Origin of the sequence: Enterobacter sp. P82 (assembly GCF_037053385.1) — a bacterium.
GTDB lineage: Bacteria > Pseudomonadota > Gammaproteobacteria > Enterobacterales > Enterobacteriaceae > Enterobacter.
The window spans coordinates 441,635-463,299 of sequence record NZ_JBALHX010000002.1 but is presented as its reverse complement, the minus strand read 5'-3'; the positions used below and the strand labels follow the sequence as shown (position 1 = coordinate 463,299).

The following is a 21,665-nucleotide window of genomic DNA, read 5'->3' as shown; positions in this document are numbered from 1 at the left end:
CGCGATACTGCAACGCAAAAATTCCTTTGCCAGCAAATAATTCTCTCCATACCGCAATCTGGAGAGCAGTTAATGGATAACAGCAAACTGTCAGTAAAAGAAAAGATCGGCTATGGGATGGGAGACGCGGGATGCAACATCATCTTCGGCGCCATCATGTTGTTTGTTAACTATTTCTATACGGATATTTTTGGTCTTGCACCTGCGCTGGTCGGTGTATTGCTGTTGTCTGTTCGTGTCATTGATGCCGTAACAGATCCTATTATGGGTGCTATCGCTGACCGTACCCGCAGTAAATATGGGCGGTTTCGTCCATGGCTGCTGTGGATCGCCGTCCCCTATGCACTGTTCAGTATCCTGATGTTCACCACGCCAGAGTGGAGCTATAACAGCAAAGTTATCTATGCCTTTGTCACCTATTTCATGCTGTCGCTGACCTACACCGCCATCAACATTCCGTACTGCTCGCTGGGTGGCGTGATTACTAACGACCCTAAAGAGCGCGTCGCCTGTCAGTCTTATCGCTTCGTGATGGTCGGTATCGCGACACTGCTGCTGTCACTCACTTTGCTGCCGATGGCCGACTGGTTTGGTGGTGATAACAAAGCGAAAGGTTACCAGATGGCGATGACCGTACTGGCGCTGATTGGTACCTGTATGTTCCTGTTCTGCTTCGCCACCGTTCGCGAGCGTGTGCGCCCGGCGGTACAGACGCATGACGAATTGAAAAACGACCTGAAAGACGTGTGGAAGAACGATCAATGGGTGCGCATTCTGCTGTTAACCCTGTGCAACGTCTGCCCGGGTTTTATCCGCATGGCGGCGACCATGTATTACGTCACCTGGGTGATGGGCCAGAGCACCCACTTCGCCACGCTGTTTATCAGCCTCGGGGTGGTCGGCATGATGCTCGGCAGTATGCTGGCGAAAGTATTAACTGACCGCTGGTGTAAGCTGAAGGTGTTTTTCTGGACCAACATCGCGCTGGCAATTTTCTCCTGCGCATTCTATTTCTTCGACCCGAAAGCCACCGTCACCATCGTCGTGCTCTATTTCCTGTTAAATATCCTGCACCAAATCCCGTCTCCGTTGCACTGGTCGCTGATGGCCGATGTGGACGATTACGGCGAGTGGAAAACCGGAAAACGCATCACGGGTATCAGTTTCTCCGGCAACATCTTCTTCCTCAAACTGGGGCTGGCGGTTGCCGGTGCAATGGTGGGCTTCCTGCTCTCCTGGTACGGTTACGATGCCGGTGCGAAAGCGCAGAGCGCGGACGCCATCAACGGTATTGTGCTGCTGTTCACGGTGATTCCGGGCGTTGGATATCTGATTACCGCGGGAGTGGTGCGTCTGCTGAAAGTGGACCGTGAAACCATGAAGCAGATCCAGTCCGATCTGCAAAAGCGTCGTAACAACTATCGCGAGCTGAACGATTATCCGGAACTCAAAGCCACTGAGACAAAATAAGGAACGCCGAATGCAAACCTGGCCAAACCCGTTTATTGAGCAACGCGCCGATCCGTATATTTTGTACCACGCGGGGCAATACTATTTTATTGCCTCCGTGCCGCAGTATGACAGGCTGGCGATCCGCCGCGCAGATTCGCTGGAAGGGCTGCGCAGCGCCGACGAAGTGGTGGTGTGGCGTAAACCCGATACTGGCCCTATGAGCGAGTTAATATGGGCGCCGGAGCTGCATCATATTGACGGTAAGTGGTACATCTACTTTGCAGCGGCACACACTCAGGCGCTCGACAGGCTCGGCATGTTCCAGCACCGCATGTTTGTGCTGGAATGTACTGACCGCGATCCGCTCGCGGGCACGTGGGAGGAGAAAGGTCAGGTCATCACGCCATTTGACACCTTTGCGCTGGATGCCACCACTTTTATGCACCAGGGGAAACGCTGGTATCTGTGGGCGCAAAAAGCCTCGGATATCTCCGGTAACTCCAACCTCTATCTGTGTGAAATGGAAAATCCGTGGACGCTAAAAGGCGAGCCGGTGATGCTCAGCAAGCCGGAGTATGACTGGGAGTGCCGTGGATTTTGGGTTAACGAAGGCCCGGCAGTACTGTTTCACGGCGACAAACTCTTCATCAGCTATTCCGCCAGCGCGACCGATGAGAACTACTGCATGGGTCTATTGTGGATCGATATGATCGCCGATCCGCAAAACCCGGCGAACTGGCAGAAATCTCCGCGCCCGGTATTCACCACCAGCGATGAAAATCGCCAGTATGGACCAGGGCACAACAGCTTTACGCAGACGCCGGATGGGGAAGATGTGCTGGTGTATCACGCACGTAACTACACCGAAATTGAAGGCGATCCGCTTTACGATCCGAACCGTCATACCCGCCTGAAGCTTGTCCGCTGGAAAGAAAACGGGATGCCTGATTTCGGCATCCCGCCTGCGGATACGCTTTAGTGTTTATGGCGCGCTGGCCTACACCAGCGTGCCGTAAATGGTCAGCAGCGCCACGACCACCACCACCACAAATGACGTTTTCTTCGCCATCGACACAGCGGCTTTTGGCGTTTCAATCTTATCGGTATGCGGCTCGAGCGCCAGAGAGAACTGCGCCAGACGCGTTAACACCTGGTACTGCGACGTATGGCGATCGGCAAGAGAAGCGAACCACGCAGGCAGCGCTTTTTCACCGTGACCAATCAACGCATACACCACACCCACGAACCGCACCGGGAGCCAGTCAAGCACATGCAAAATAGCATCAATCCCGGACTGCAAGCGCTCATGCGGCGTCAGATAGCGGGCAAGCCAGGTCTGCCAGGCACGAAGAAAAGCATAACCCATCAGCAATACCGGTCCCCACGGGCCCCCCACCACAAACCAGAACAGCGGTGCCAGGTAGTAACGAAAGTTAATCCACAGAAGCGCGTTTTGCAGCTCACGTAAAAACTCACGTTCATCGCAATCCGGTGGCACCCCATGGATCATGGTCAGTTCGCTCGCCATCGCACTACGTGCATGGGCATCATCACGAGATGCCGCTTTAAGATAAGCGTGATAATGCAAACGCACCTTCCCCGCGCCAATGCACAACACACCCAGCAGGATCCACACAACAAGTAGCGGCACGTTGAAAAAGAGTCCGTGCAGCGAGCGCAGCAGCAGAAACGTAATCACCATTACCCCTGCCAGCATCAGCAGCGTGCGCAGCATGGAAAAGTGCTTAATCCGGCGGAAAAGCACCTCCAGCCGGTGATCCAGATGCCAGTGCTCGCCGAGTTTGAACAGGCGTTCGGCGATGATGACCAGCAGCATGGTAAACAACGTCATGTTATCTCCTTATTCTGACGGCGCAGTAAGCATGGCGCGAAACCGGGACCAGTCAAAGGCCTGGCCGGGATCGGTTTTTCTCGCCGGAGCGATATCACTGTGTCCCGTGATATTTTCGGCGATGGCCGGGTAGAGTCCAATAAGCGTTTTGGTTACAGCCACGAGCTGTTGATACTGTGAATCGGTATAGGGCACGGTATCAGTGCCTTCCAGTTCGATTCCTATAGAAAAATCGTTGCATCGTTCGCGCCCCTGGTACATCGACACCCCGGCATGCCAGGCGCGTTTATCAAAGGGAACATACTGAACGACTTCACCATCGCGACGAATCAGACAATGAGCCGACACGCGCAGATGTGCAATCTCAGCAAAGAAAGGATGTGCATCAGGATCTATCGTTCCTGTGAATAACGCATCGATCCACGGGCCGCCAAACTCACCCGGCGGGAGACTAATATTATGAACAACCAGCAGTGTGGGCTTTTCATCCTCCGGGCGGCAGTCGTGGTGCGGCGAGGGCACATGCCGCGCATCCACCAGCCATCCGTTTTCTAACAACATGCTGGAACTCCTTATGTATGGTGCTGTTACTCGGTTCAGAGTAGCATGTTTCAATATTATGATTCGTTACCAATTTGGAGTTTTATCATGCCGCCTCGCCGCTACAACCCCGACCACCGACGTGAAGCGCTTCTGGAACGTATTAATATGGATATTCCGGCAAGCGTTGCCCATGCTTTGAAAGAAGATCTGGGCGGTGACATCAATGCCGAAAAGGATATTACTGCCCAATTATTGCCAAAAGAAGCACGTTCGCACGCGGTCATTATCACTCGTGAAGATGGCGTTTTTTGCGGTAAGCGCTGGGTTGAAGAGGTCTTTACCCAATTGGCAGGTGATGATGTGCAGATCACCTGGCATGTTGAAGACGGCGATGCGATTACGGCAAACCAGCCGCTGTTTGAGCTGAATGGTCCTTCACGCGTTTTGCTCACCGGTGAACGAACCGCGCTTAACTTCGTCCAGACCTTATCCGGGGTGGCAAGTGAAGTACGCCGCTACGTTGATCTGCTTGTCGGCACCCGTACACAGTTACTGGATACCCGTAAAACACTGCCGGGCCTGCGTACGGCGCTGAAATACGCGGTGCTCTGTGGTGGTGGCGCAAACCACCGGCTGGGGTTATCAGACGCATTCCTGATTAAAGAGAACCATATTATTGCCTCGGGTTCGGTACGTCAGGCGGTTGAAAAAGCCTTCTGGCTACACCCGGATGTCCCTGTTGAAGTGGAAGTCGAAAACCTGGAAGAACTGGTGCAGGCGATAAAGGCCGGGGCCGATATCATTATGCTCGATAACTTCGAAACAGAGCAGATGCGCGAAGCAGTAAAACTGACTAACGGCCAGGCTCAGCTTGAGGTATCCGGTAATGTGACGTACGATACTATCCGTGAATTCGCCGAGACCGGGGTTGATTACATCTCCGTCGGGGCGCTGACCAAACACGTGCGTGCCCTCGACCTCTCGATGCGCTTTAAATAGTGTCTTCTCCCCTCTCCGCCCGGAGAGGGGAATTTCAGCCCCGCTCGCAAATCCGTTGTCCTTCCCTGCAACACCGAATGAATTCTCTGAAGACCCCTTCCCGTTCCCTTTTTTGTCCCTCGTCCCTGCCCTTTTGCGCTGCCAGAGTAGCGCCATTCAACATAAGGAGCAGACATGGACAGACAACAGGGGTTCACACTCATTGAGCTGATGGTAGTCATTGGCATTATTGCAATTCTGAGCGCCATCGGCGTACCCGCCTACCAGAATTACCTGCGAAAAGCGGCACTGACCGATATGCTACAAACCTTCATTCCCTACCGTACCGCCATTGAGCTTTGCGCACTGGATCATGGTGGTGTGGAACGCTGTGACGCGGGCAGTAACGGCATTCCTTCCCCCACCACGACGCGTTACGTCTCAGGAATGAGCGTGGCGAAAGGGATCGTGACCTTAACAGGCCAGGAGAGTCTCAATGGGCTGGAGGTGGTCATGACGCCACAGTGGAACGACGGCAACGGTATGACGGGCTGGATACGTGACTGCAACATCAGTGCTGACAGTGCCCTTAAACAGGCTTGCGAAGATGTTTTCCGCTTCGACACTAACTGAGGAGCAGAGAATGAATACGGATCAACTCGTGGCACTCTGTCTGCGCCATCACGCTCTGCTGCTAACCAGCGATAGCGACATGATTAGCATCGCCGTCGTGGGAAACCCAGGCAGTGAGTTAATGGAAGCGCTGCGTTTCGCGACCCAGAAACGGATTGATATCGAATGCTGGAGCACTGAGCGTATGGAAAAACACCGGCAGTTAACGTCACAATCGCATCTGCCTGTCGTTTCTCCATCACATTCAGCAGTGGATATCCTCAACCACACGCTGCAACAGGCGATAAATCAACGCGCATCCGACATTCATATCGAACCGATGGAGCACGCATGCCAGATTCGCTTACGTATTGACGGCGTACTGTGCCCGCAACCTCCGATTTCTGCAGCACTGGCAACCCAGTTCAGCGCGCGTTTAAAAGTGTTAAGTAACCTGGATATTGCCGAGCGCCGTTTACCGCAGGACGGTCAGTTTACGATTGAGCTGGCAAATGAGCCAGTCTCATTTCGAATCGCCACACTTCCCTGCAGCGGTGGCGAAAAGATTGTTCTGCGCTTGTTGCATCAGGTTCAGCAGGCTCTTGAGCCGAAAGCACTCGGTATGAGTACTGAACAACTGACCTGCTTTACCGACGCTCTTCATCAGCCACAGGGGCTGATTCTGGTCACGGGTCCCACAGGTAGCGGCAAAACGGTGACGCTTTACAGTGCGTTGCAGGCCCGTAACACGCCGGATGTTAACATCTGTAGCGTGGAGGATCCCATTGAGATCCCCCTTGCGGGATTAAACCAGACGCAGATTAATCCCCGCGCGGGCTTAACATTTCAGAGCGTGCTGAGAGCGCTGCTACGTCAGGATCCAGACATCATTATGGTCGGCGAAATTCGTGATGGTGAAACGGCTGAGATTGCCATTAATGCCGCCCAGACCGGGCATCTGGTGTTATCGACGCTGCACACTAACTCAACAACAGAAGCCCTGACTCGCCTGGAGCAGATGGGCGTGGCGCGCTGGATGATATCTTCCGCACTCTCGATGGTGATTGCTCAGCGTCTGGTTCGCCGTCTGTGCCCACATTGTCGCCGGGAAGCCAGCGAGCACGCTGAATTACCTCGCTCAGTCTGGTGCAGACCGCTTCCACGCTGGCAACCCACAGGTTGCGATCGCTGCTATCACGGTTTCTATGGCCGCGTGGCTATTTTTGAAGTTCTTGTGATCGATAATTTCCTGCGTCAGGCTATTGCCGGCGGGGCAGGAACCGAAGTGATAGAAGCAAGTGCCCGACAGGCAGGAATGCTTTCCCTGTTCGAACACGGCTGTATCGCGGTTGAACAGGGACTGACTACACTCGAAGAGTTGTTGCGCGTCCTGGGAATGCCCGATGGTTGCTAATCAACTCTGGCGCTGGCGAGCGCTTTCCATTGAAGGAGAGCCCCGGAGTGGAACACTCTGGGCGACAGACCATAATGCGGCTTTCACCAGACTGATGCGTAACGAGTTGCACCCGCTGACAGTGACCCGATGCTCACAGCGATACCGCTGGCGGCCACATCACTGCTACGAGATGTTTCGCCAGCTCGCGACTCTTCTGCAGGCTGGGCTGACATTGTCCCATAGTCTGCAAATGCTGGCGGACCAGCATCCATTAAAGCCCTGGCAGGCACTCCTGCAAAGTATTGCCGATGAACTTAGTGAAGGATGCCCTTTTTCAGAGGCACTAAAGCGATGGCCTGCAGTCTTTAGCCCATTGCATGTCTCGATGGTGAAAACCGGTGAGCTAACAGGAAAACTGGAGGAGTGTTGCCGCCAGCTGGCACAGCAACAAAAGTCGCAGCAGCAGCTCAGTGCAAAAGTGAAAAAGGCACTGCGCTATCCGATGATAATCCTGATGCTGGCCGTACTTGTCGTGCTGGCGATGGTCACTCTGGTCTTGCCCGAATTTGCCGCTATCTACAGGACATTTAATACTCCGCTCCCGCTACTGACACAGATTGTCATGGGGATGGCCGCTTTTATGCAGTCATATTCCCTCGTACTGTTCGCTGTACTGCTTGTACCTGTGGCTGCCGCCTGGATTCTGCGAAATGCCCCTCGCTGGCAACGTATTTTGCTGCATACTCCCGTCATGGGCGCACTGGCAAAGGGCCAAAAACTGGGACAGATCTTTACCGTGCTGTCGCTCACACAACAGGCGGGCATTCCCTTTTTACAGGGGCTGGAGAGCGCGGAGGAAACCGTTGAAAATCAGTACTGGCAAGGAGTTCTCCGCAATGTGCGGGAGGACATTGAAAAAGGTCTCCCCATCTGGTCATCCTTCCAGAAGACGGCAATCTTTACCCCGCTGTGTATTCAGCTTTTACGAACCGGTGAAATGTCAGGGGCGTTGGACGTCATGCTGAAGAACCTTGCCCACCATCACACGGAGCAAACCTTCCAGCAGGCAGATAACCTGGCGACACTTCTGGAGCCTTTGCTTCTGATTGTGACGGGAGTCATTATCGGCACACTGGTGGTGGCAATGTACCTGCCTATTTTCCATCTGGGGGATGCGATGAGTGCAGGATAATGCTGGCGCACGGGCATGCGCCAGCTGAAGCTATTACAGACTGTTGAACACGCGGTTTTCCTGCTCCTGAACGCGGATAAACGTAGTACGTTTCGTCAGCTCTTTCAGACGGGATGCCCCAACATAGGTGCAGGCTGAGCGTAAGCCGCCAAGGATATCGCGTGCAGTGTTTTCGACCGGGCCACGCAGTGGCAGCTTCACGGTTTTGCCTTCAGCCGCGCGGTATTTTGCTACGCCACCGACGTGACGGGTCATCGCAGATTCAGAGCTCATCCCGTAGAACAGCATAAATTTCTCGCCATTCTCTTCAACAACGGTGCCACCACTCTCTTCGTGGCCTGCCAGCATACCGCCGAGCATCACGAAGTCTGCGCCGCCGCCAAAGGCCTTCGCAACATCACCCGGCATAGTGCAACCACCGTCGCTGATGATCTGACCGCCCAGACCATGAGCAGCATCAGCGCACTCAATCACGGCGGAAAGCTGCGGATAACCGACACCGGTTTTAACGCGCGTGGTGCATACGGAACCCGGGCCAATGCCTACTTTCACAATATCGGCACCGGAAAGGATCAGCTCTTCACACATTTCGCCAGTCACCACGTTACCCGCGATGATGGTTTTGGTCGGCCAGGCTTCGCGAGCCTTGCTGACAAACTGCACGAAGTGCTCGGAATAACCGTTCGCCACATCAATACAGACGAAGTTTAGTGCCGGATTCGCATTCAGGATCTGTTTGGTCTTCTCAAAATCCGCATCGGATGTGCCGGTAGAAACCATGACATGCTTAACGACATCGTCAGAAGCTGACGCAACAAATGCATTCCACTCTTCAGGGCTGTAATGCTTATGCACAGCGGTGAGAACATCAAATTTTGCCAGCGCCGTTGCCATTTCGAATGTGCCCACTGTATCCATGTTGGCAGCAATAATTGGCACACCAGACCAGGTCTGACCAGAATGTTTAAAGGTGAATTGACGTTCGAGTTCAACGTCTGAGCGACTTTTCAGTGTAGAGCGTTTAGGGCGGATAAGAACGTCTTTGAAACCTAACTTCAGATCTTCTTCGATACGCATGTGCGGATTCCTGGGGTTAGAGGCAAATATATTAAAAGCACAACTCCAGTGACGTTATCATACGCACTAATACCTGCTCCGCAAGACTGCGAAATTCTCTTTTTTTACGCTACAATCCTATAAATTTACCTGGTAAAAAGCCGGTAAACGGGGCTAAACAGTTGCTGGGGCACCTAAGAGTTTTAATCAACTGATTTTAATAATGAATAATTCCCAGGATTTGATTTAATGGGGTATATCGTTGCATTAACCGGCGGCATCGGTAGTGGCAAAAGTACCGTTGCGGACGCTTTCGCTCGTCTGGGTATCACAATTATTGATGCCGATATCATTGCCCGCCAGGTGGTAGAGCCTAATACACCCGCGCTAAAGGCCATCGCAGAACATTTTGGTCAGGCAATCATCAATGCCGATGGCACTCTGAATCGTCGTCAGCTTCGCGAATGCATTTTTTCTGATTCTGCGGAAAAAGTCTGGCTTAATGCCTTGCTCCATCCCATTATCCACCAGGAAACCCAGCGTCAGATTGCCGCAGCCAGCTCACCCTATGTATTGTGGGTAGTTCCGTTACTGGTTGAAAATCAGTTGCAGAAAAAAGCCGACCGGGTGCTGGTGATTGATGTCTCTCCCGAAACGCAAATCCAGCGCACCATGATGCGCGACCACGTCTCGCGTGAACATGCTGAACAAATTCTTGCCGCTCAGGCCACGCGCGCTCAGCGCCTTGCCGTGGCGGATGATGTTATTGATAATAACGGCGCACCAGATGCCATTGCATCGGATGTTGCCCGTCTGCACGCGCAGTATCTGACGTTTGCCGCGCAGACCGTTGCACAGGAAAAACCATAATGTCGACTCACATCCTTTTTGAGCATCCGCTCAACGAAAAAATGCGTACCTGGTTACGCATCGAATTTCTCATTCAACAGCTTTCACAACATCTACCTGTCAACGATCATGCCACGGCGTTACACTTCTTCCGTAACGTGGGCGATCTACTGGATGTGATTGAACGCGGAGATGTCCGCACAGAATTGCTCAAAGAGCTGGAGCGCCAGCAACGTAAATTGCAGGCCTGGACTGAGGTCCCCGGTGTCGATCAAAGCCGTATCGACGATCTCCGCCAGCAGTTGAAAGCCAGCAGCACCATTCTGATGGCCGCGCCACGTGTTGGACAATTTTTGCGTGAAGACCGCCTGATTGGCCTGGTCCGCCAGCGTCTGAGTATCCCTGGCGGTTGCTGTAGTTTCGATCTCCCGACGCTTCATATGTGGCTGCATATGCCGCAAGCTCAACGTGACGCGCAGGTGAATAGCTGGCTGGCGAGTCTGGAGCCGATGCATCAGACGCTGTCGCTTATCCTCGATCTGATCCGTAACTCAGCCCCATTCCGTAAGCAAACCAGCCTGAACGGTTTCTATCAGGATAACGGTGATGATGCCGATCTTCTGCGCCTGAACTTGTCGCTTGGCGAACAGCTTTACCCACAAATTTCCGGACATAAAAGTCGTTTTGCCATTCGCTTTATGCCACTGGACAGTGAAAATGGCATCGTGCCAGAACGTCTCGATTTTGAACTGGCCTGTTGTTGAGGAGTGCCTATGTCTGACGTAACCACCGTAAACTGCCCAACCTGTGGCAAAACCGTTGTCTGGGGCGAAATGAGCCCATTCCGCCCATTCTGCTGTAAACGCTGTCAGTTGATTGATCTGGGAGAATGGGCAGCGGAGGAGAAACGCATTCCAAGTGAAGGCGATCTCTCGGATAGCGATGACTGGAGCGAGAACCAGCAGTAACGTATAAAGCCTGCTGGCGCTTCGCTTAGCAGGCCTACCTGTTTGCCACTAATCGGCGGATTACAGGCTCATTAGCCGGTGGGAATTTTTCAGCATCACTTACCTGAAGTTCAACCCAATTACCCGGTTGTCCCTCTTTACCCCAGGGTTCACCTTCCCAGCTTTCTACCAGCCAGAACCACAGCGTGATGTGCCTGTCCGGAAACTGGTATTCGAGCTTATCAAACAGCGTTGCGCCAAGTGGAGTAATCCCCACCTCTTCCTGCAGTTCGCGAACCAGCGCCTCTTCCGGCGTTTCACCTGATTCAATTTTCCCCCCCGGAAACTCCCATTTGTTCGCCATATGGGCGTCAGCCGCACGCTGGGTAATGAAGATTTGGTTTTGCGGGTTGCGAATAATCCCGACGGCAATTTGCAGTATTTTCATATTGTCACTTCCATAAAAAAGGCGCAGATGTCTGCGCCTTTTTGCTTTTGTATGAACTTAGTTCAGACGGCCGTGGCACGCCTTGTATTTTTTACCGGAACCACATGGGCACGGATCGTTACGGCCCACTTTACGATCGCCTGTCTGCGCTGCGATCGCCGCTGCGGCTTCACTGTCATCAGTCTGGTGGCTCAGCTGTTGCATCTGTGCCAGACGCTCAGCTTCTTCGCGACGCTGCTGCTCCATCGCTTCCACTTCTTCCGGCATACGCACCTGAACCTTGCTCAGGGTGCTGATCACTTCATATTTCAGTGACTCCAGCATCGACGCAAACATTGAGAAGGATTCACGCTTATATTCCTGCTTCGGATCTTTCTGCGCATAGCCACGCAGGTGGATACCCTGACGCAGGTAGTCCATCGCCGCCAGGTGCTCTTTCCACAGTGAATCCAGGGTCTGCAGCATCACACCTTTTTCGAAGTGACGCATCATCTCAGCGCCAACGACTTCTTCCTTACGCTTGTAGACATCCAGCGCAGTTTCGTAGATACGTTCGCGCAGCGTCTCTTCATGCAGCTCAGGCTCTTTGTCCAGCCACTCTTTGATTGGCAGATCGAGGTCAAAGTCGTTTTTCAGGCGTTCCTGGAGACCTTCGATATCCCACATCTCTTCCAGAGACTGCGGTGGAATATGCGCGTCGATAGTCGCTTTGAATACGTCTTCGCGAATGCTGTTAATGGTTTCGCTCACGTCAGACACATCCAGCAGTTCGTTACGCTGGGTGTAGATCGCACGACGCTGATCGTTAGCGACATCGTCATATTCCAGCAGTTGCTTACGAATATCGAAGTTGCGGCTTTCCACTTTACGCTGTGCGTTAGCAATCGCTTTAGTGACCCACGGGTGCTCAATGGCTTCGCCTGGTTTCATGCCCAGCTTACGCATCATGCCGGATACACGGTCAGAGGCGAAAATACGCATCAGCGCATCTTCCATGGACAGGTAGAAGCGGGAAGAACCGGCGTCACCCTGACGACCCGCACGACCGCGCAGCTGGTTATCAATACGACGAGATTCGTGACGCTCGGTACCAATAATATGCAGACCACCGGACGCCAGAACCGCGTCATGACGTACCTGCCAGTCGGCTTTGATCTGTGCAATCTGTTCAGGCGTTGGGTTTTCCAGCTCCGCCACTTCAGCCTGCCAGCTACCGCCCAGCATAATATCGGTACCACGGCCCGCCATGTTGGTAGCAATGGTCACGGCAGCAGGATAACCTGCCTGCGCAACGATATCTGCTTCTTTGGCGTGGAATTTGGCGTTCAGAACGTTGTGTTTGATACCCGCTTTAGTCAGCTCGTGAGAAACCACTTCGGATTTTTCGATGGAGATGGTCCCTACCAGAACCGGCTGACCATTCGCTGTACGATCGCGAATATCTTCGATGATCGCCTGAATTTTTTCCGCTTCGGTCATGTACACCAGGTCCGGCATATCCTTACGGATCATTGGACGGTTGGTTGGAACGACTACGGTATCCAGCTTATAGATGGAGCTGAATTCAAACGCTTCGGTATCGGCAGTACCGGTCATGCCCGCCAGCTTCTCGTACAGACGGAAGTAGTTCTGGAAGGTGATAGACGCTAGCGTCTGGTTTTCATTCTGAATATCCACACCTTCTTTGGCTTCCACAGCCTGGTGCAGACCATCAGACCAGCGACGGCCCTGCATGGTACGGCCGGTGTGTTCATCGACGATGATCACTTCGCCGTCTTTTACGATGTAGTCGACATCGCGGGTGAACAGCGCGTGGGCACGCAGGGCGGCGGTCACGTGGTGCATCAGCATGATGTTGCCCGGAGAGTACAGAGACTCGCCCTCTTCCATGATACCTTCAGCGACCAGCAGCTCTTCAATTTTCACCAGACCACGCTCGGTCAGGTTCACCTGGCGCGCTTTTTCATCAACGGAGAAGTGGCCTTCACCCTGGAAGGTATCGGAGTCTTCTTTCTCCTGACGCAGCAGGTGTGGAATGATTTTGTCGACTTTACGGTACATCTCAGAGCTGTCTTCAGCCGGGCCGGAGATAATCAGCGGAGTACGCGCTTCATCGATCAGGATGGAATCCACCTCATCCACCAGCGCATAGTGCAGCTTACGCTGTACGCGCTCTTCCGGGCTGAACGCCATGTTGTCACGCAGGTAGTCGAAGCCGTATTCGTTGTTGGTACCGTAGGTAATATCCGCGTTATACGCTTCACGCTTGGCTGGCGCAGGCAGGCCAGACATGTTGATGCCGACAGTCATACCGAGGAATTCGAACAGTGGACGGTTGTTTTCGGCGTCACGCTGTGCCAGATAGTCGTTGACGGTGACGACGTGAACGCCTTTACCGGTCAGCGCGTTCAGGTATGCCGGCAGCGTTGCGGTCAGGGTTTTACCTTCACCGGTACGCATTTCCGCGATGCAGCGTTCGTTGAGCACCATACCACCCAGCAGCTGAACATCGAAGTGACGCATGCCGAACACACGCTTACTCGCTTCACGGACCACGGCGAAAGCTTCCGGGATCAGGCTTTCTAAGGTTTCACCTTTTTCCAGACGCGCACGGAATTCCGCCGTTTTGGCTTTCAGCTCGTCATCAGTGAGCTTCTCCATCGCTGGTTCCATGCCATTGATGACAGCGACAGCTTTGCGCATACGGCGCAGGGTACGATCGTTACGACTACCAAAAACTTTTGTTAATAATTTGATTAGCATAATAAATTCTCAAACGCCCCATCGTGGGCAGATAAATTAAGGTATTGAAAAAGTTAATTTAGCTGAGGCGTTGCGGCCCGGCGCGAATGCCGTGAACCTGGCTAATCCATGTTGAAACGGAGAATGAGGCAGGAGAAACGAACGCGAATCGCGCCGTTTGACGCACCATGACCGGTGGCTGGCTATCCTGAGTGAGCAGCGCGTTGAGCGTATCGAGCAGGGCAAGATGCTGAGCCTGCTCTGGCCGCGCCGTTTCAACAACAGGCATTGCCTGCGGTGCCATCGCAAATGACAAATGGCGGATAACCGTGCGAATGGCGTGCTGGTGCCAGTAATCTACTGAAAAATTAGGGCGGCGGCTGGCTTCAAGCCACGCGAGGTTAGTAAAGTTAACCCGCGTATTGAGATCGTGTTTGGTTGTGGAGGTTTTCGGCGGTGTTGCCGCTTCAGCACTGTTACTGAGCGCAGGCAAGCCGAGACTCGCCGCGACCATCCCTAATAAGAGATGCGGCCAGAAGTAACGTCTGCCAAATTGTCGCCAGCGCGTCAGTATTCCGTTCACTTGCTCCACCACATAAGTCAGCCTTTACAAGCTGAAGTCAGTTATTCTTTTAAGCGCCCAGATATTACCACTAAAGCCAATACACAGCAGCAGGAATGACATACTACTGCGGGGAAAAACGGTCAAGAATGCAGCTAACGCACAGATTTTCAACGTATGGCAACGGATTGAGGGACTGAGGGCAAAAATGAAGATAGGTATAAATAAAAACGACTGGTTCCCCTGGTCGGAGAGAGTACCAGGTTAACCAGTCGATTTTTTACGAAACGGCTTGAACCGTTACGCCAGAACCGTGCTTGGTGCTTTGAACGCCAGAGGCAGCTCTGCTTCGTCTTCGAAGGTCACATACTCCCAGGCTTCCTGTTTTGCCAGGACGGCCTGCAACAGTTTGTTGTTCAGTGCATGACCGGATTTGAACGCGGTAAATGCACCAATGATGTTATGACCACACATGAACAAGTCGCCAATAGCGTCCAGCATTTTGTGACGAACGAATTCATCTTCGAAACGCAGGCCGTCTTCGTTCAGTACGCGATAATCGTCAACAACGATGGCACAATCGAAGCTGCCGCCCAGGCACAGGCCGCGGGACTGCAGATATTCGATATCACGCATGAAGCCAAATGTACGGGCACGGCTGATCTGGCGCATAAACGCATCAGCAGAGAAGTTCATCGCATAGCGTTGGGTGCTGGAATCAATCGCCGGATGGTTAAAGTCGATGGTAAAGTCCAACGAGAAACCATTGTACGGTTTGAATTCAGCCCACTTGTCGCCATCTTCGACACGAACGGTCTCTTTGATGCGAACAAATTTCTTCGCGCAGTTCAGTTCTTCGATGCCAGCATCCAGCAACAGATAAACGAACGGAGCAGCACTACCATCCATAATCGGGATTTCTGGCGCATCGACTTCAACAATAATGTTGTCGATACCCAGACCCGCCAGGGCGGCGTTCAGGTGCTCTACGGTAGAAATCCGCACGTCATGCTCGTTCACCAGACAAGTACAGAGCATAGTATCACGCACAGATTTGGCATCGGCCGGAAAATCTACCGGTGGATTCAAGTCGGTGCGACGATAGATGACCCCGGTATTGGCCGGCGCAGGGCGTAACGTCAGTGTGACTTTTTTGCCGGTATGTAAACCGACGCCAGTCGCCTGAACGATACGTTTAAGTGTCCTTTGTTTGATCATCGTATAATCTCGCCAAATTAACTATCCAACCGAGAGTGTATATCACTAACGGTGGGCCAGTTTAGCACAAAGAGCGCAAATCCCCAAATTCCAGCCAATTCTTAGTCAGCTTGCTTACGCAGGAACGCCGGGATATCCAGATAATCTGGCTCTTTCGCAGTTTGCGGTGTTGGGTCATTAACCACTTTCGCGGCCGGTTTTTGCTCCTGAGTCAAAGGAGACATACCGTGTTGCTGGTAACGGTCCATTACCGGTTGCTGAGTCTGTTTGTTAGTCACCAGCGTGATTTCAGGACGCTTGTCCATACCGATACCGGTGGCAACCACAGTCACGCGCAGTTCGTCGTTCATTTCCGGGTCAAGGGATGTACCGATTACCACGGTCGCGTTATCAGAGGCGAACGCACGGATGGTGTTACCCACGGTTTCGAACTCATCCAGACGCAGGTCAAAGCCAGCGGTAATGTTGACCAGCACGCCGCGCGCACCAGACAGATCGATATCTTCCAGCAGTGGAGAAGAGATAGCCATTTCAGCCGCTTCTTCTGCACGGTCTTCACCGCTCGCCACGCCAGAGCCCATCATCGCGTAGCCCATTTCGGACATCACGGTGCGAACGTCTGCAAAGTCAACGTTCATCAGGCCAGGACGGGTAATCAGTTCGGCGATACCCTGAACCGCGCCTTTCAGCACGTCGTTTGCTGCGCCAAAAGCGTCCAGCAGGGAGATACCGCGACCCAGAACTTTCAACAGTTTGTCGTTCGGGATGGTGATCAGAGAGTCCACATGTTTGGACAGCTCGGTGATACCCTGCTCCGCAAAGGCCATGCGCTTCTTGCCTTCAAAATTGAAAGGCTTGGTCACAACAGCAACGGTCAGGATACCTAAATCTTTAGCTACTTCAGCCACAACAGGTGCTGCACCAGTACCGGTACCGCCACCCATGCCTGCTGCAATGAAGACCATGTCCGCACCTTCCAGTGCAGCACGCAGGGCTTCACGATCTTCTTCAGCCGCATTGCGACCGACTTCCGGGTTAGCCCCAGCGCCCAGCCCTTTGGTGATACCACCGCCGATCTGGATTGTCTGGCCAACAGCCGTTTTACGCAGTGCCTGGGCATCGGTGTTAACTGCGAAGAATTCAACACCTTCAATGCGTTCACGCACCATATGCTCTACGGCGTTACCGCCGCCGCCACCGACGCCGATGACTTTAATCACCGCGTCGTTGGTCAGTTCCATAGGTTCAAACATAATTTCTCTCTCCGTTGTGCCTGTCGCCCGAGACCGCTAATTCTCTCCGGTCTCTTAAAAAAATTAAAACTCTTTTCGCAACCAGTTGTTCAGTCGTTTGACCCACGACCCCACTGAGACGCGTTTTTCCACTTCTGCTTCACCACTGAGATGAGATTCCTTCCCGTAGTGGAGCAGGCCCACAGCCGTTGAATAATACGGCTCCTGAGCATAATCCGTTAAACCGGTGATATTCAGTGGCGCACCAATACGCACCTGCGTATGGAACACGCGCTGAGCACAGGCCGCAAGACCTTCAATTTGCGCTGCACCGCCGGTTAATACAATCCCCGCCGCGAGATGATGTTTAACACCCTGCTGACGAAGCTGTTCCTGTAACTGTAAAATCTCTTCGTTGACAAGATTGAGCAGCTCGGTATAGCGCGGCTCAATCACCTCTGCCAGCGTCTGGCGTTGCAGACTGCGCGGTGGACGACCACCTACGCTTGGCACTTCAACGCTCTCATCTTTCCCAACGATAGACCCCAGCGCACAACCATGGCGCACTTTAATCGCTTCTGCATCGCTCGGTGGCGTACCAAAAGCGTAAGCAATATCGCTGGTCACAACATTCCCTGCGTAAGGGATCACTTTGGTGTGGCGCAGAGCACCGCCGGTATATACGGCCATGTCCATTGTACCACCACCAATATCGACCACACAGACGCCCAGTTCACGTTCATCTTCGGTCAGCACGGAATAACTTGCCGCCAGACCTGCGAAAATAAGTTGGTCAACTTTCAGGCCACAACGTTCAACAGCTTTTACAATGTTCTTCGCCATATCGTTGTGACATGTGATCAGGTGCACTTTTGCCTGCATACGCACGCCAGAAAGGCCTACCGGGTTCTTGATCCCTTCCTGGTAGTCGATGGCATATTCCTGCGGGATCACATGCAGCACGCGATGCTCATCGCGGACACGCACGGATTTCGCCGTATGCACAACGTTTTCAACGTCTTCCTGTGTTACTTCTTCTTCAGAAATCGGTACCATACCGATTTCGTTCTGGCAGCTAATATGCTTACCAGAAAGGGCCAGATAGACAGAAGAAATCTGGCAATCTGCCATCAATTCAGCCTGATCGATGGCGCGCTGTACGCATTTCACCACCGATTCAAGATCGTTTACCCCACCTTTATCCATACCACGGGACGGGCAACTGCCCACGCCAATGATATTGACCATACCGTCGGGCAGAACTTCCCCTACTAAAGCGGCAACCTTCGCGGTGCCAATCTCCAGTCCAACTACCAGTTTTCTGTCCGTCGCCTTGATCATTGTTGTTCTGCCTGTACCTGTGCCTGATTCTGTTGCTGATTAGGTTCCTCGACCGGAGCCGGTACCCAACCGACTGCTGCGCCTGAGTCATAGCGCAAATCAACGTAGCTTATCCGTTTGCCGTCAGTCTGTGCCTGCTGCTGTAAAACCGGGTAAAGTTCTACAAAACGCGCCAGACGCTTCATTGTGTCGCCGCGCCCCAGGTTAAGCTTTATGCCGTTCGTTAACGTCAACTGCCAGGAGCGGCGTGCCGTCATGGCAGCATCTTTTAACGTGAACCTGTCTTTTGCCAGCACCTGTCCCATTTCGCGAAAACCCTGTAACACTTCATTTTCGCTACCTTCAGGGCCATACAACATCGGTAGATTTTGCTTGTTGACACGATCGGTCGGAACGCTGAAGGAATTTCCGTCTACGTCAACCATGTGCTGATCATTCCAACGCGCAATGGGCACATATTCAACCAGATGAATCTTCAATTCATCAGGCCATTGCTTTCTTACACTCGCCTGTTTTATCCACGGCAGACGTTCAATCTGGCTCTGGATAATATTGACGTCCTGAGTCATAAAGGTGCCAGGCGATCCCAGCGCCAGAATTGACTGGCGAATATCATCGTTTCGCGTGTAGTGACGTTCACCCGTTACCACCAGCTTAGAAAGCGGTAACCGTTGTGCGTCTTCCATCCAGCCCAGGACCATCCAGCCGCTGATAAACACGGTGCACAGCACCCCGAGCAGGAAAATAATCCCTGCAAGACGCGTTCCATTACTCCGGCGTGAAGAAGTGTATTCTTCTTCGTCATCGCGGTTGCGTGTGTTCAATGCAGCCTGAGACATATCAGCCCGCCTGGTCCAGAATACGTACGACTAACTGCGAGAAACTCATTCCCGCCTGACGTGCAGCCATCGGCACAAGGCTGTGGCTGGTCATGCCTGGCGAAGTATTGGCTTCCAGCAAGTAAAATTGGCCATCACTGTCGAGCATGACATCAATGCGTCCCCAGCCCCGGCATCCAAGAACATTCCAGGCTTTAAGCACCAGGGACTGTAAATCTGCTTCACGTTCTGCTTCAAGACCACTTGGGCAGAAATATTGCGTCTCATCAGAGAGATACTTCGCCTCATAATCATAGAAGACTCCAGCGGGTTGGATACGAATTGACGGTAAAATTTCTTCGCCAAGCATCGCAACGGTAAATTCCGGTCCGCTGAGCCATTTTTCAATCAGAACTTCTTCATCATGTTGAAATGCCAGTTCTAAAGCGGCTGACAAATCTTCAGCTTTATCAACTTTGGACATCCCAACACTTGAACCTTCCCGACTCGGCTTAACAATAACCGGTAAGCCCAGTTCAGCAATGCGTGTATTAACGCTATCCGACAGGCCCAATTCAAATTCGCGACGCGTCAGTGCAACCCATGGCGCGACAGGTAAGCCTGCCCCCTGCCACAGCAGTTTGCTGCGCAGTTTATCCATAGAGATCGCGGAAGCCATCACGCCGCTGCCGGTGTACGGCATGCCGATTAAATCCAGCAGCCCCTGCAGGGTGCCGTCTTCGCCACCACGACCGTGCAGCGCGATAAAGACCTTATCGAAGCCCATCGCTTTCAACTGTGTTACATCCGTCTCTTTCGGATCGACCGGATGGGCATTGACACCACCTTCACGCAGGCCCACCAGTACAGCCGCGCCGGAATTCAGGGAAACCTCACGCTCTGCGGAGGTACCACCAGACAGGACAGCAATCTTATCAGCCATGATGCTCATCCTCCTGGGTTTGCGGCTTCAGTTTGATTTCGGCTAAGGTACGGGCGATTTTGCCGATATTTCCCGCACCCTGAATCAGAATCAAATCGTTACCTGTCAGTACAGGTGCCAGAATTTCTGCCACCTGTACCGGGTCAGAAACCAGAATAGGGTCAACTTTACCGCGGCCACGAATGGTGCGGCATAATGAACGGCTGTCTGCACCTGGAATCGCGGTTTCGCCTGCAGAGTAAACATCCAGCATGAGCAGGGTATCTACCTGTGACAGCACGCTGGCGAAGTCATCATACAGATCGCGGGTACGCGTGAAGCGGTGCGGCTGGAAGATCATGACCAAATTCTTGTCAGGCCAGCCAGCGCGCGCAGCTTTGATGGTCGCGTCCACTTCAGTTGGATGATGACCGTAGTCGTCCACCAGCATCGCGGTGCCGGATTTACCGTTCACGGCGTCCAGCGGGAATTCACCGAGGAAGTCGAAACGACGGCCAGTCCCCTGGAAGCTCTCCAGCGCCCGCAGGATCGCATCGTCATCAATGCCCTCTTCCGTTGCAACAGCAACTGCCGCTGCCGCATTCAGGGCGTTATGACGTCCTGGCGCATTCAGCGTCACGTGCAGCAGTTCTTTGTCCTGACGCGCGAGGGTGAAATGCCCCTGCGCACCAATCTGTTTGTACTCTTCCACACGGACATCAGCATCTTCGCTGAAACCATAGGTGGTGATTTGACGCCCGACACGCGGCAGCAGTTCGCGGATCACCGGATCGTCTACGCACATCACCGCGCGTCCATAGAACGGCAGGTTATGCAGGAAGTTGATGAAAGTCTGTTTTAAGTTCTCGAAGTCACCCTGGTAGGTATCCATATGGTCAGCTTCGATGTTAGTGACAATCGCCACCATCGGCTGCAGGTGCAGGAACGACGCGTCGCTCTCATCTGCTTCCGCAATCAAATAACGACTGTGTCCCAGACGCGCATGTACGCCTGCGGCTTTGACCAGACCGCCATTGACGAAGGTTGGGTCGAGACCCGCTTCCGCATAAATACTGGAGACCATCGCCGTGGTCGTGGTTTTACCGTGGGTACCGGCAATCGCGATACCGTGGCGGAAACGCATCAGTTCCGCCAGCATTTCTGCACGGCGGATCACCGGAATGCGCGCTTCATGGGCGGCAACAATTTCCGGGTTGTCAGAGGAGATGGCGCTCGATACCACCACCACGCTCGCATCGCGCACGTTTTCCGGGCGATGGTTGAAATAGATAGTCGCCCCAAGCGACGCCAGTTGCTGCGTAACAGGGTTTGGCGCGAGGTCAGACCCGCTGATCTGATAACCTTCGTTAGCTAACACTTCGGCAATACCGCCCATGCCAGCACCACCGATGCCAACAAAGTGAATGTGCCGGACGCGACGCATCTCGGGCACGATTGAACGCAGTTTTGCCAGTTGTTGTGTATTCATTCTCTAAACGCCATCG

Annotated in this window: 21 protein-coding genes; 9 read left to right on the top strand and 12 right to left on the bottom strand. The window is 53.2% G+C overall.

The window, feature by feature from the left end:
* Positions 1-72: 72 nt before the first annotated feature.
* Positions 73-1,470 (top strand): MFS transporter, encoded by a 1,398-nt coding sequence (locus tag WB237_RS15020; RefSeq protein ID WP_336214231.1) that lies wholly within the window; start codon positions 73-75, stop codon positions 1,468-1,470.
* Positions 1,471-1,480: 10 nt separating this feature from the next.
* The gene (locus tag WB237_RS15015; RefSeq protein WP_336214230.1) at positions 1,481-2,431 is read left to right on the top strand and encodes a glycoside hydrolase family 43 protein; all 951 of its coding nucleotides are present in this window, start codon (positions 1,481-1,483) and stop codon (positions 2,429-2,431) included.
* A gap of 18 nt (positions 2,432-2,449) precedes the next feature.
* On the opposite strand, the gene ampE is transcribed toward WB237_RS15015, so the two are convergent.
* Positions 2,450-3,304: a beta-lactamase regulator AmpE gene (gene ampE, locus WB237_RS15010; protein WP_336214228.1), complete on the bottom strand. Its 855-nt coding sequence runs from the start codon at positions 3,302-3,304 to the stop codon at positions 2,450-2,452.
* Positions 3,305-3,313: 9 nt separating this feature from the next.
* On the bottom strand, positions 3,314-3,865 hold the full coding sequence (gene ampD / locus WB237_RS15005) for a 1,6-anhydro-N-acetylmuramyl-L-alanine amidase AmpD (RefSeq protein ID WP_336214226.1): 552 nt from the start codon (positions 3,863-3,865) through the stop codon (positions 3,314-3,316).
* Between the two features lie 87 nt (positions 3,866-3,952).
* Between ampD and nadC the strand changes: the two genes are divergently transcribed.
* From nadC to hofC, 4 genes are all read left to right on the top strand, one after another.
* Positions 3,953-4,846, top strand: a complete 894-nt coding sequence (nadC, locus tag WB237_RS15000) for a carboxylating nicotinate-nucleotide diphosphorylase (RefSeq protein WP_336214224.1) — start codon at positions 3,953-3,955, stop codon at positions 4,844-4,846.
* A gap of 174 nt (positions 4,847-5,020) precedes the next feature.
* The gene (gene ppdD, locus WB237_RS14995) at positions 5,021-5,458 is read left to right on the top strand and encodes a prepilin peptidase-dependent pilin (RefSeq protein ID WP_336214222.1); all 438 of its coding nucleotides are present in this window, start codon (positions 5,021-5,023) and stop codon (positions 5,456-5,458) included.
* 10 nt (positions 5,459-5,468) lie between these two features.
* Positions 5,469-6,851 (top strand): type II secretion system protein GspE, encoded by a 1,383-nt coding sequence (gspE, locus tag WB237_RS14990; protein WP_336214220.1) that lies wholly within the window; start codon positions 5,469-5,471, stop codon positions 6,849-6,851.
* Entirely contained in the window at positions 6,841-8,025 is a 1,185-nt protein-coding gene (hofC, locus tag WB237_RS14985; protein WP_336214217.1) for a protein transport protein HofC, read from the top strand. The genes gspE and hofC overlap by 11 nt, the downstream gene beginning before the upstream one ends.
* Before the next feature lie 33 nt (positions 8,026-8,058).
* Here the strand turns inward: hofC and WB237_RS14980 are convergent, their stop codons facing one another.
* Positions 8,059-9,102 carry a GMP reductase gene (locus tag WB237_RS14980; RefSeq protein ID WP_049005275.1) on the bottom strand — a complete coding sequence of 348 codons (1,044 nt, stop codon included), beginning with the start codon at positions 9,100-9,102 and terminating at the stop codon, positions 8,059-8,061.
* 228 nt (positions 9,103-9,330) lie between these two features.
* Here WB237_RS14980 and coaE point away from each other — a divergent pair, with 228 nt between their 5' ends.
* Genes coaE through yacG form a run of 3 tightly spaced genes read left to right on the top strand, consistent with a single transcriptional unit; the run spans position 9,331 to position 10,898 of the window.
* Positions 9,331-9,951 carry a dephospho-CoA kinase gene (gene coaE / locus WB237_RS14975; protein ID WP_336214215.1) on the top strand — a complete coding sequence of 207 codons (621 nt, stop codon included), beginning with the start codon at positions 9,331-9,333 and terminating at the stop codon, positions 9,949-9,951.
* Positions 9,951-10,694: a cell division protein ZapD gene (zapD, locus tag WB237_RS14970; RefSeq protein WP_336214213.1), complete on the top strand. Its 744-nt coding sequence runs from the start codon at positions 9,951-9,953 to the stop codon at positions 10,692-10,694. The genes coaE and zapD overlap by 1 nt, the downstream gene beginning before the upstream one ends.
* A gap of 9 nt (positions 10,695-10,703) precedes the next feature.
* Positions 10,704-10,898 carry a DNA gyrase inhibitor YacG gene (gene yacG, locus WB237_RS14965; RefSeq protein ID WP_251109032.1) on the top strand — a complete coding sequence of 65 codons (195 nt, stop codon included), beginning with the start codon at positions 10,704-10,706 and terminating at the stop codon, positions 10,896-10,898.
* Between the two features lie 34 nt (positions 10,899-10,932).
* On the opposite strand, the gene mutT is transcribed toward yacG, so the two are convergent.
* From mutT to murC, 9 genes are all read right to left on the bottom strand, one after another.
* Positions 10,933-11,325 carry an 8-oxo-dGTP diphosphatase MutT gene (gene mutT / locus WB237_RS14960; protein WP_028016690.1) on the bottom strand — a complete coding sequence of 131 codons (393 nt, stop codon included), beginning with the start codon at positions 11,323-11,325 and terminating at the stop codon, positions 10,933-10,935.
* 57 nt (positions 11,326-11,382) lie between these two features.
* Positions 11,383-14,088 carry a preprotein translocase subunit SecA gene (gene secA, locus WB237_RS14955; RefSeq protein WP_336214211.1) on the bottom strand — a complete coding sequence of 902 codons (2,706 nt, stop codon included), beginning with the start codon at positions 14,086-14,088 and terminating at the stop codon, positions 11,383-11,385.
* A 58-nt stretch (positions 14,089-14,146) separates the two neighbouring features.
* Positions 14,147-14,650 (bottom strand): secA translation cis-regulator SecM, encoded by a 504-nt coding sequence (gene secM / locus WB237_RS14950; protein ID WP_336214209.1) that lies wholly within the window; start codon positions 14,648-14,650, stop codon positions 14,147-14,149.
* 279 nt (positions 14,651-14,929) lie between these two features.
* A complete protein-coding gene (gene lpxC, locus WB237_RS14945; protein ID WP_028016687.1) occupies positions 14,930-15,847 on the bottom strand; it encodes a UDP-3-O-acyl-N-acetylglucosamine deacetylase in 918 nt (305 codons plus the stop codon).
* A 101-nt stretch (positions 15,848-15,948) separates the two neighbouring features.
* The gene (gene ftsZ / locus WB237_RS14940) at positions 15,949-17,100 is read right to left on the bottom strand and encodes a cell division protein FtsZ (protein WP_008501978.1); all 1,152 of its coding nucleotides are present in this window, start codon (positions 17,098-17,100) and stop codon (positions 15,949-15,951) included.
* A 63-nt stretch (positions 17,101-17,163) separates the two neighbouring features.
* Positions 17,164-18,420, bottom strand: coding sequence for a cell division protein FtsA (ftsA, locus tag WB237_RS14935; protein WP_006173845.1), 1,257 nt, complete (start codon positions 18,418-18,420; stop codon positions 17,164-17,166).
* On the bottom strand, positions 18,417-19,259 hold the full coding sequence (gene ftsQ, locus WB237_RS14930; RefSeq protein ID WP_008501979.1) for a cell division protein FtsQ: 843 nt from the start codon (positions 19,257-19,259) through the stop codon (positions 18,417-18,419). The genes ftsA and ftsQ overlap by 4 nt, the downstream gene beginning before the upstream one ends.
* A gap of 1 nt (position 19,260) precedes the next feature.
* The gene (locus WB237_RS14925) at positions 19,261-20,181 is read right to left on the bottom strand and encodes a D-alanine--D-alanine ligase (protein WP_336214205.1); all 921 of its coding nucleotides are present in this window, start codon (positions 20,179-20,181) and stop codon (positions 19,261-19,263) included.
* On the bottom strand, positions 20,174-21,649 hold the full coding sequence (murC, locus tag WB237_RS14920) for a UDP-N-acetylmuramate--L-alanine ligase (protein ID WP_336214203.1): 1,476 nt from the start codon (positions 21,647-21,649) through the stop codon (positions 20,174-20,176). Before murC ends, WB237_RS14925 begins: the two co-directional genes overlap by 8 nt.
* Positions 21,650-21,665: the final 16 nt, after the last annotated feature.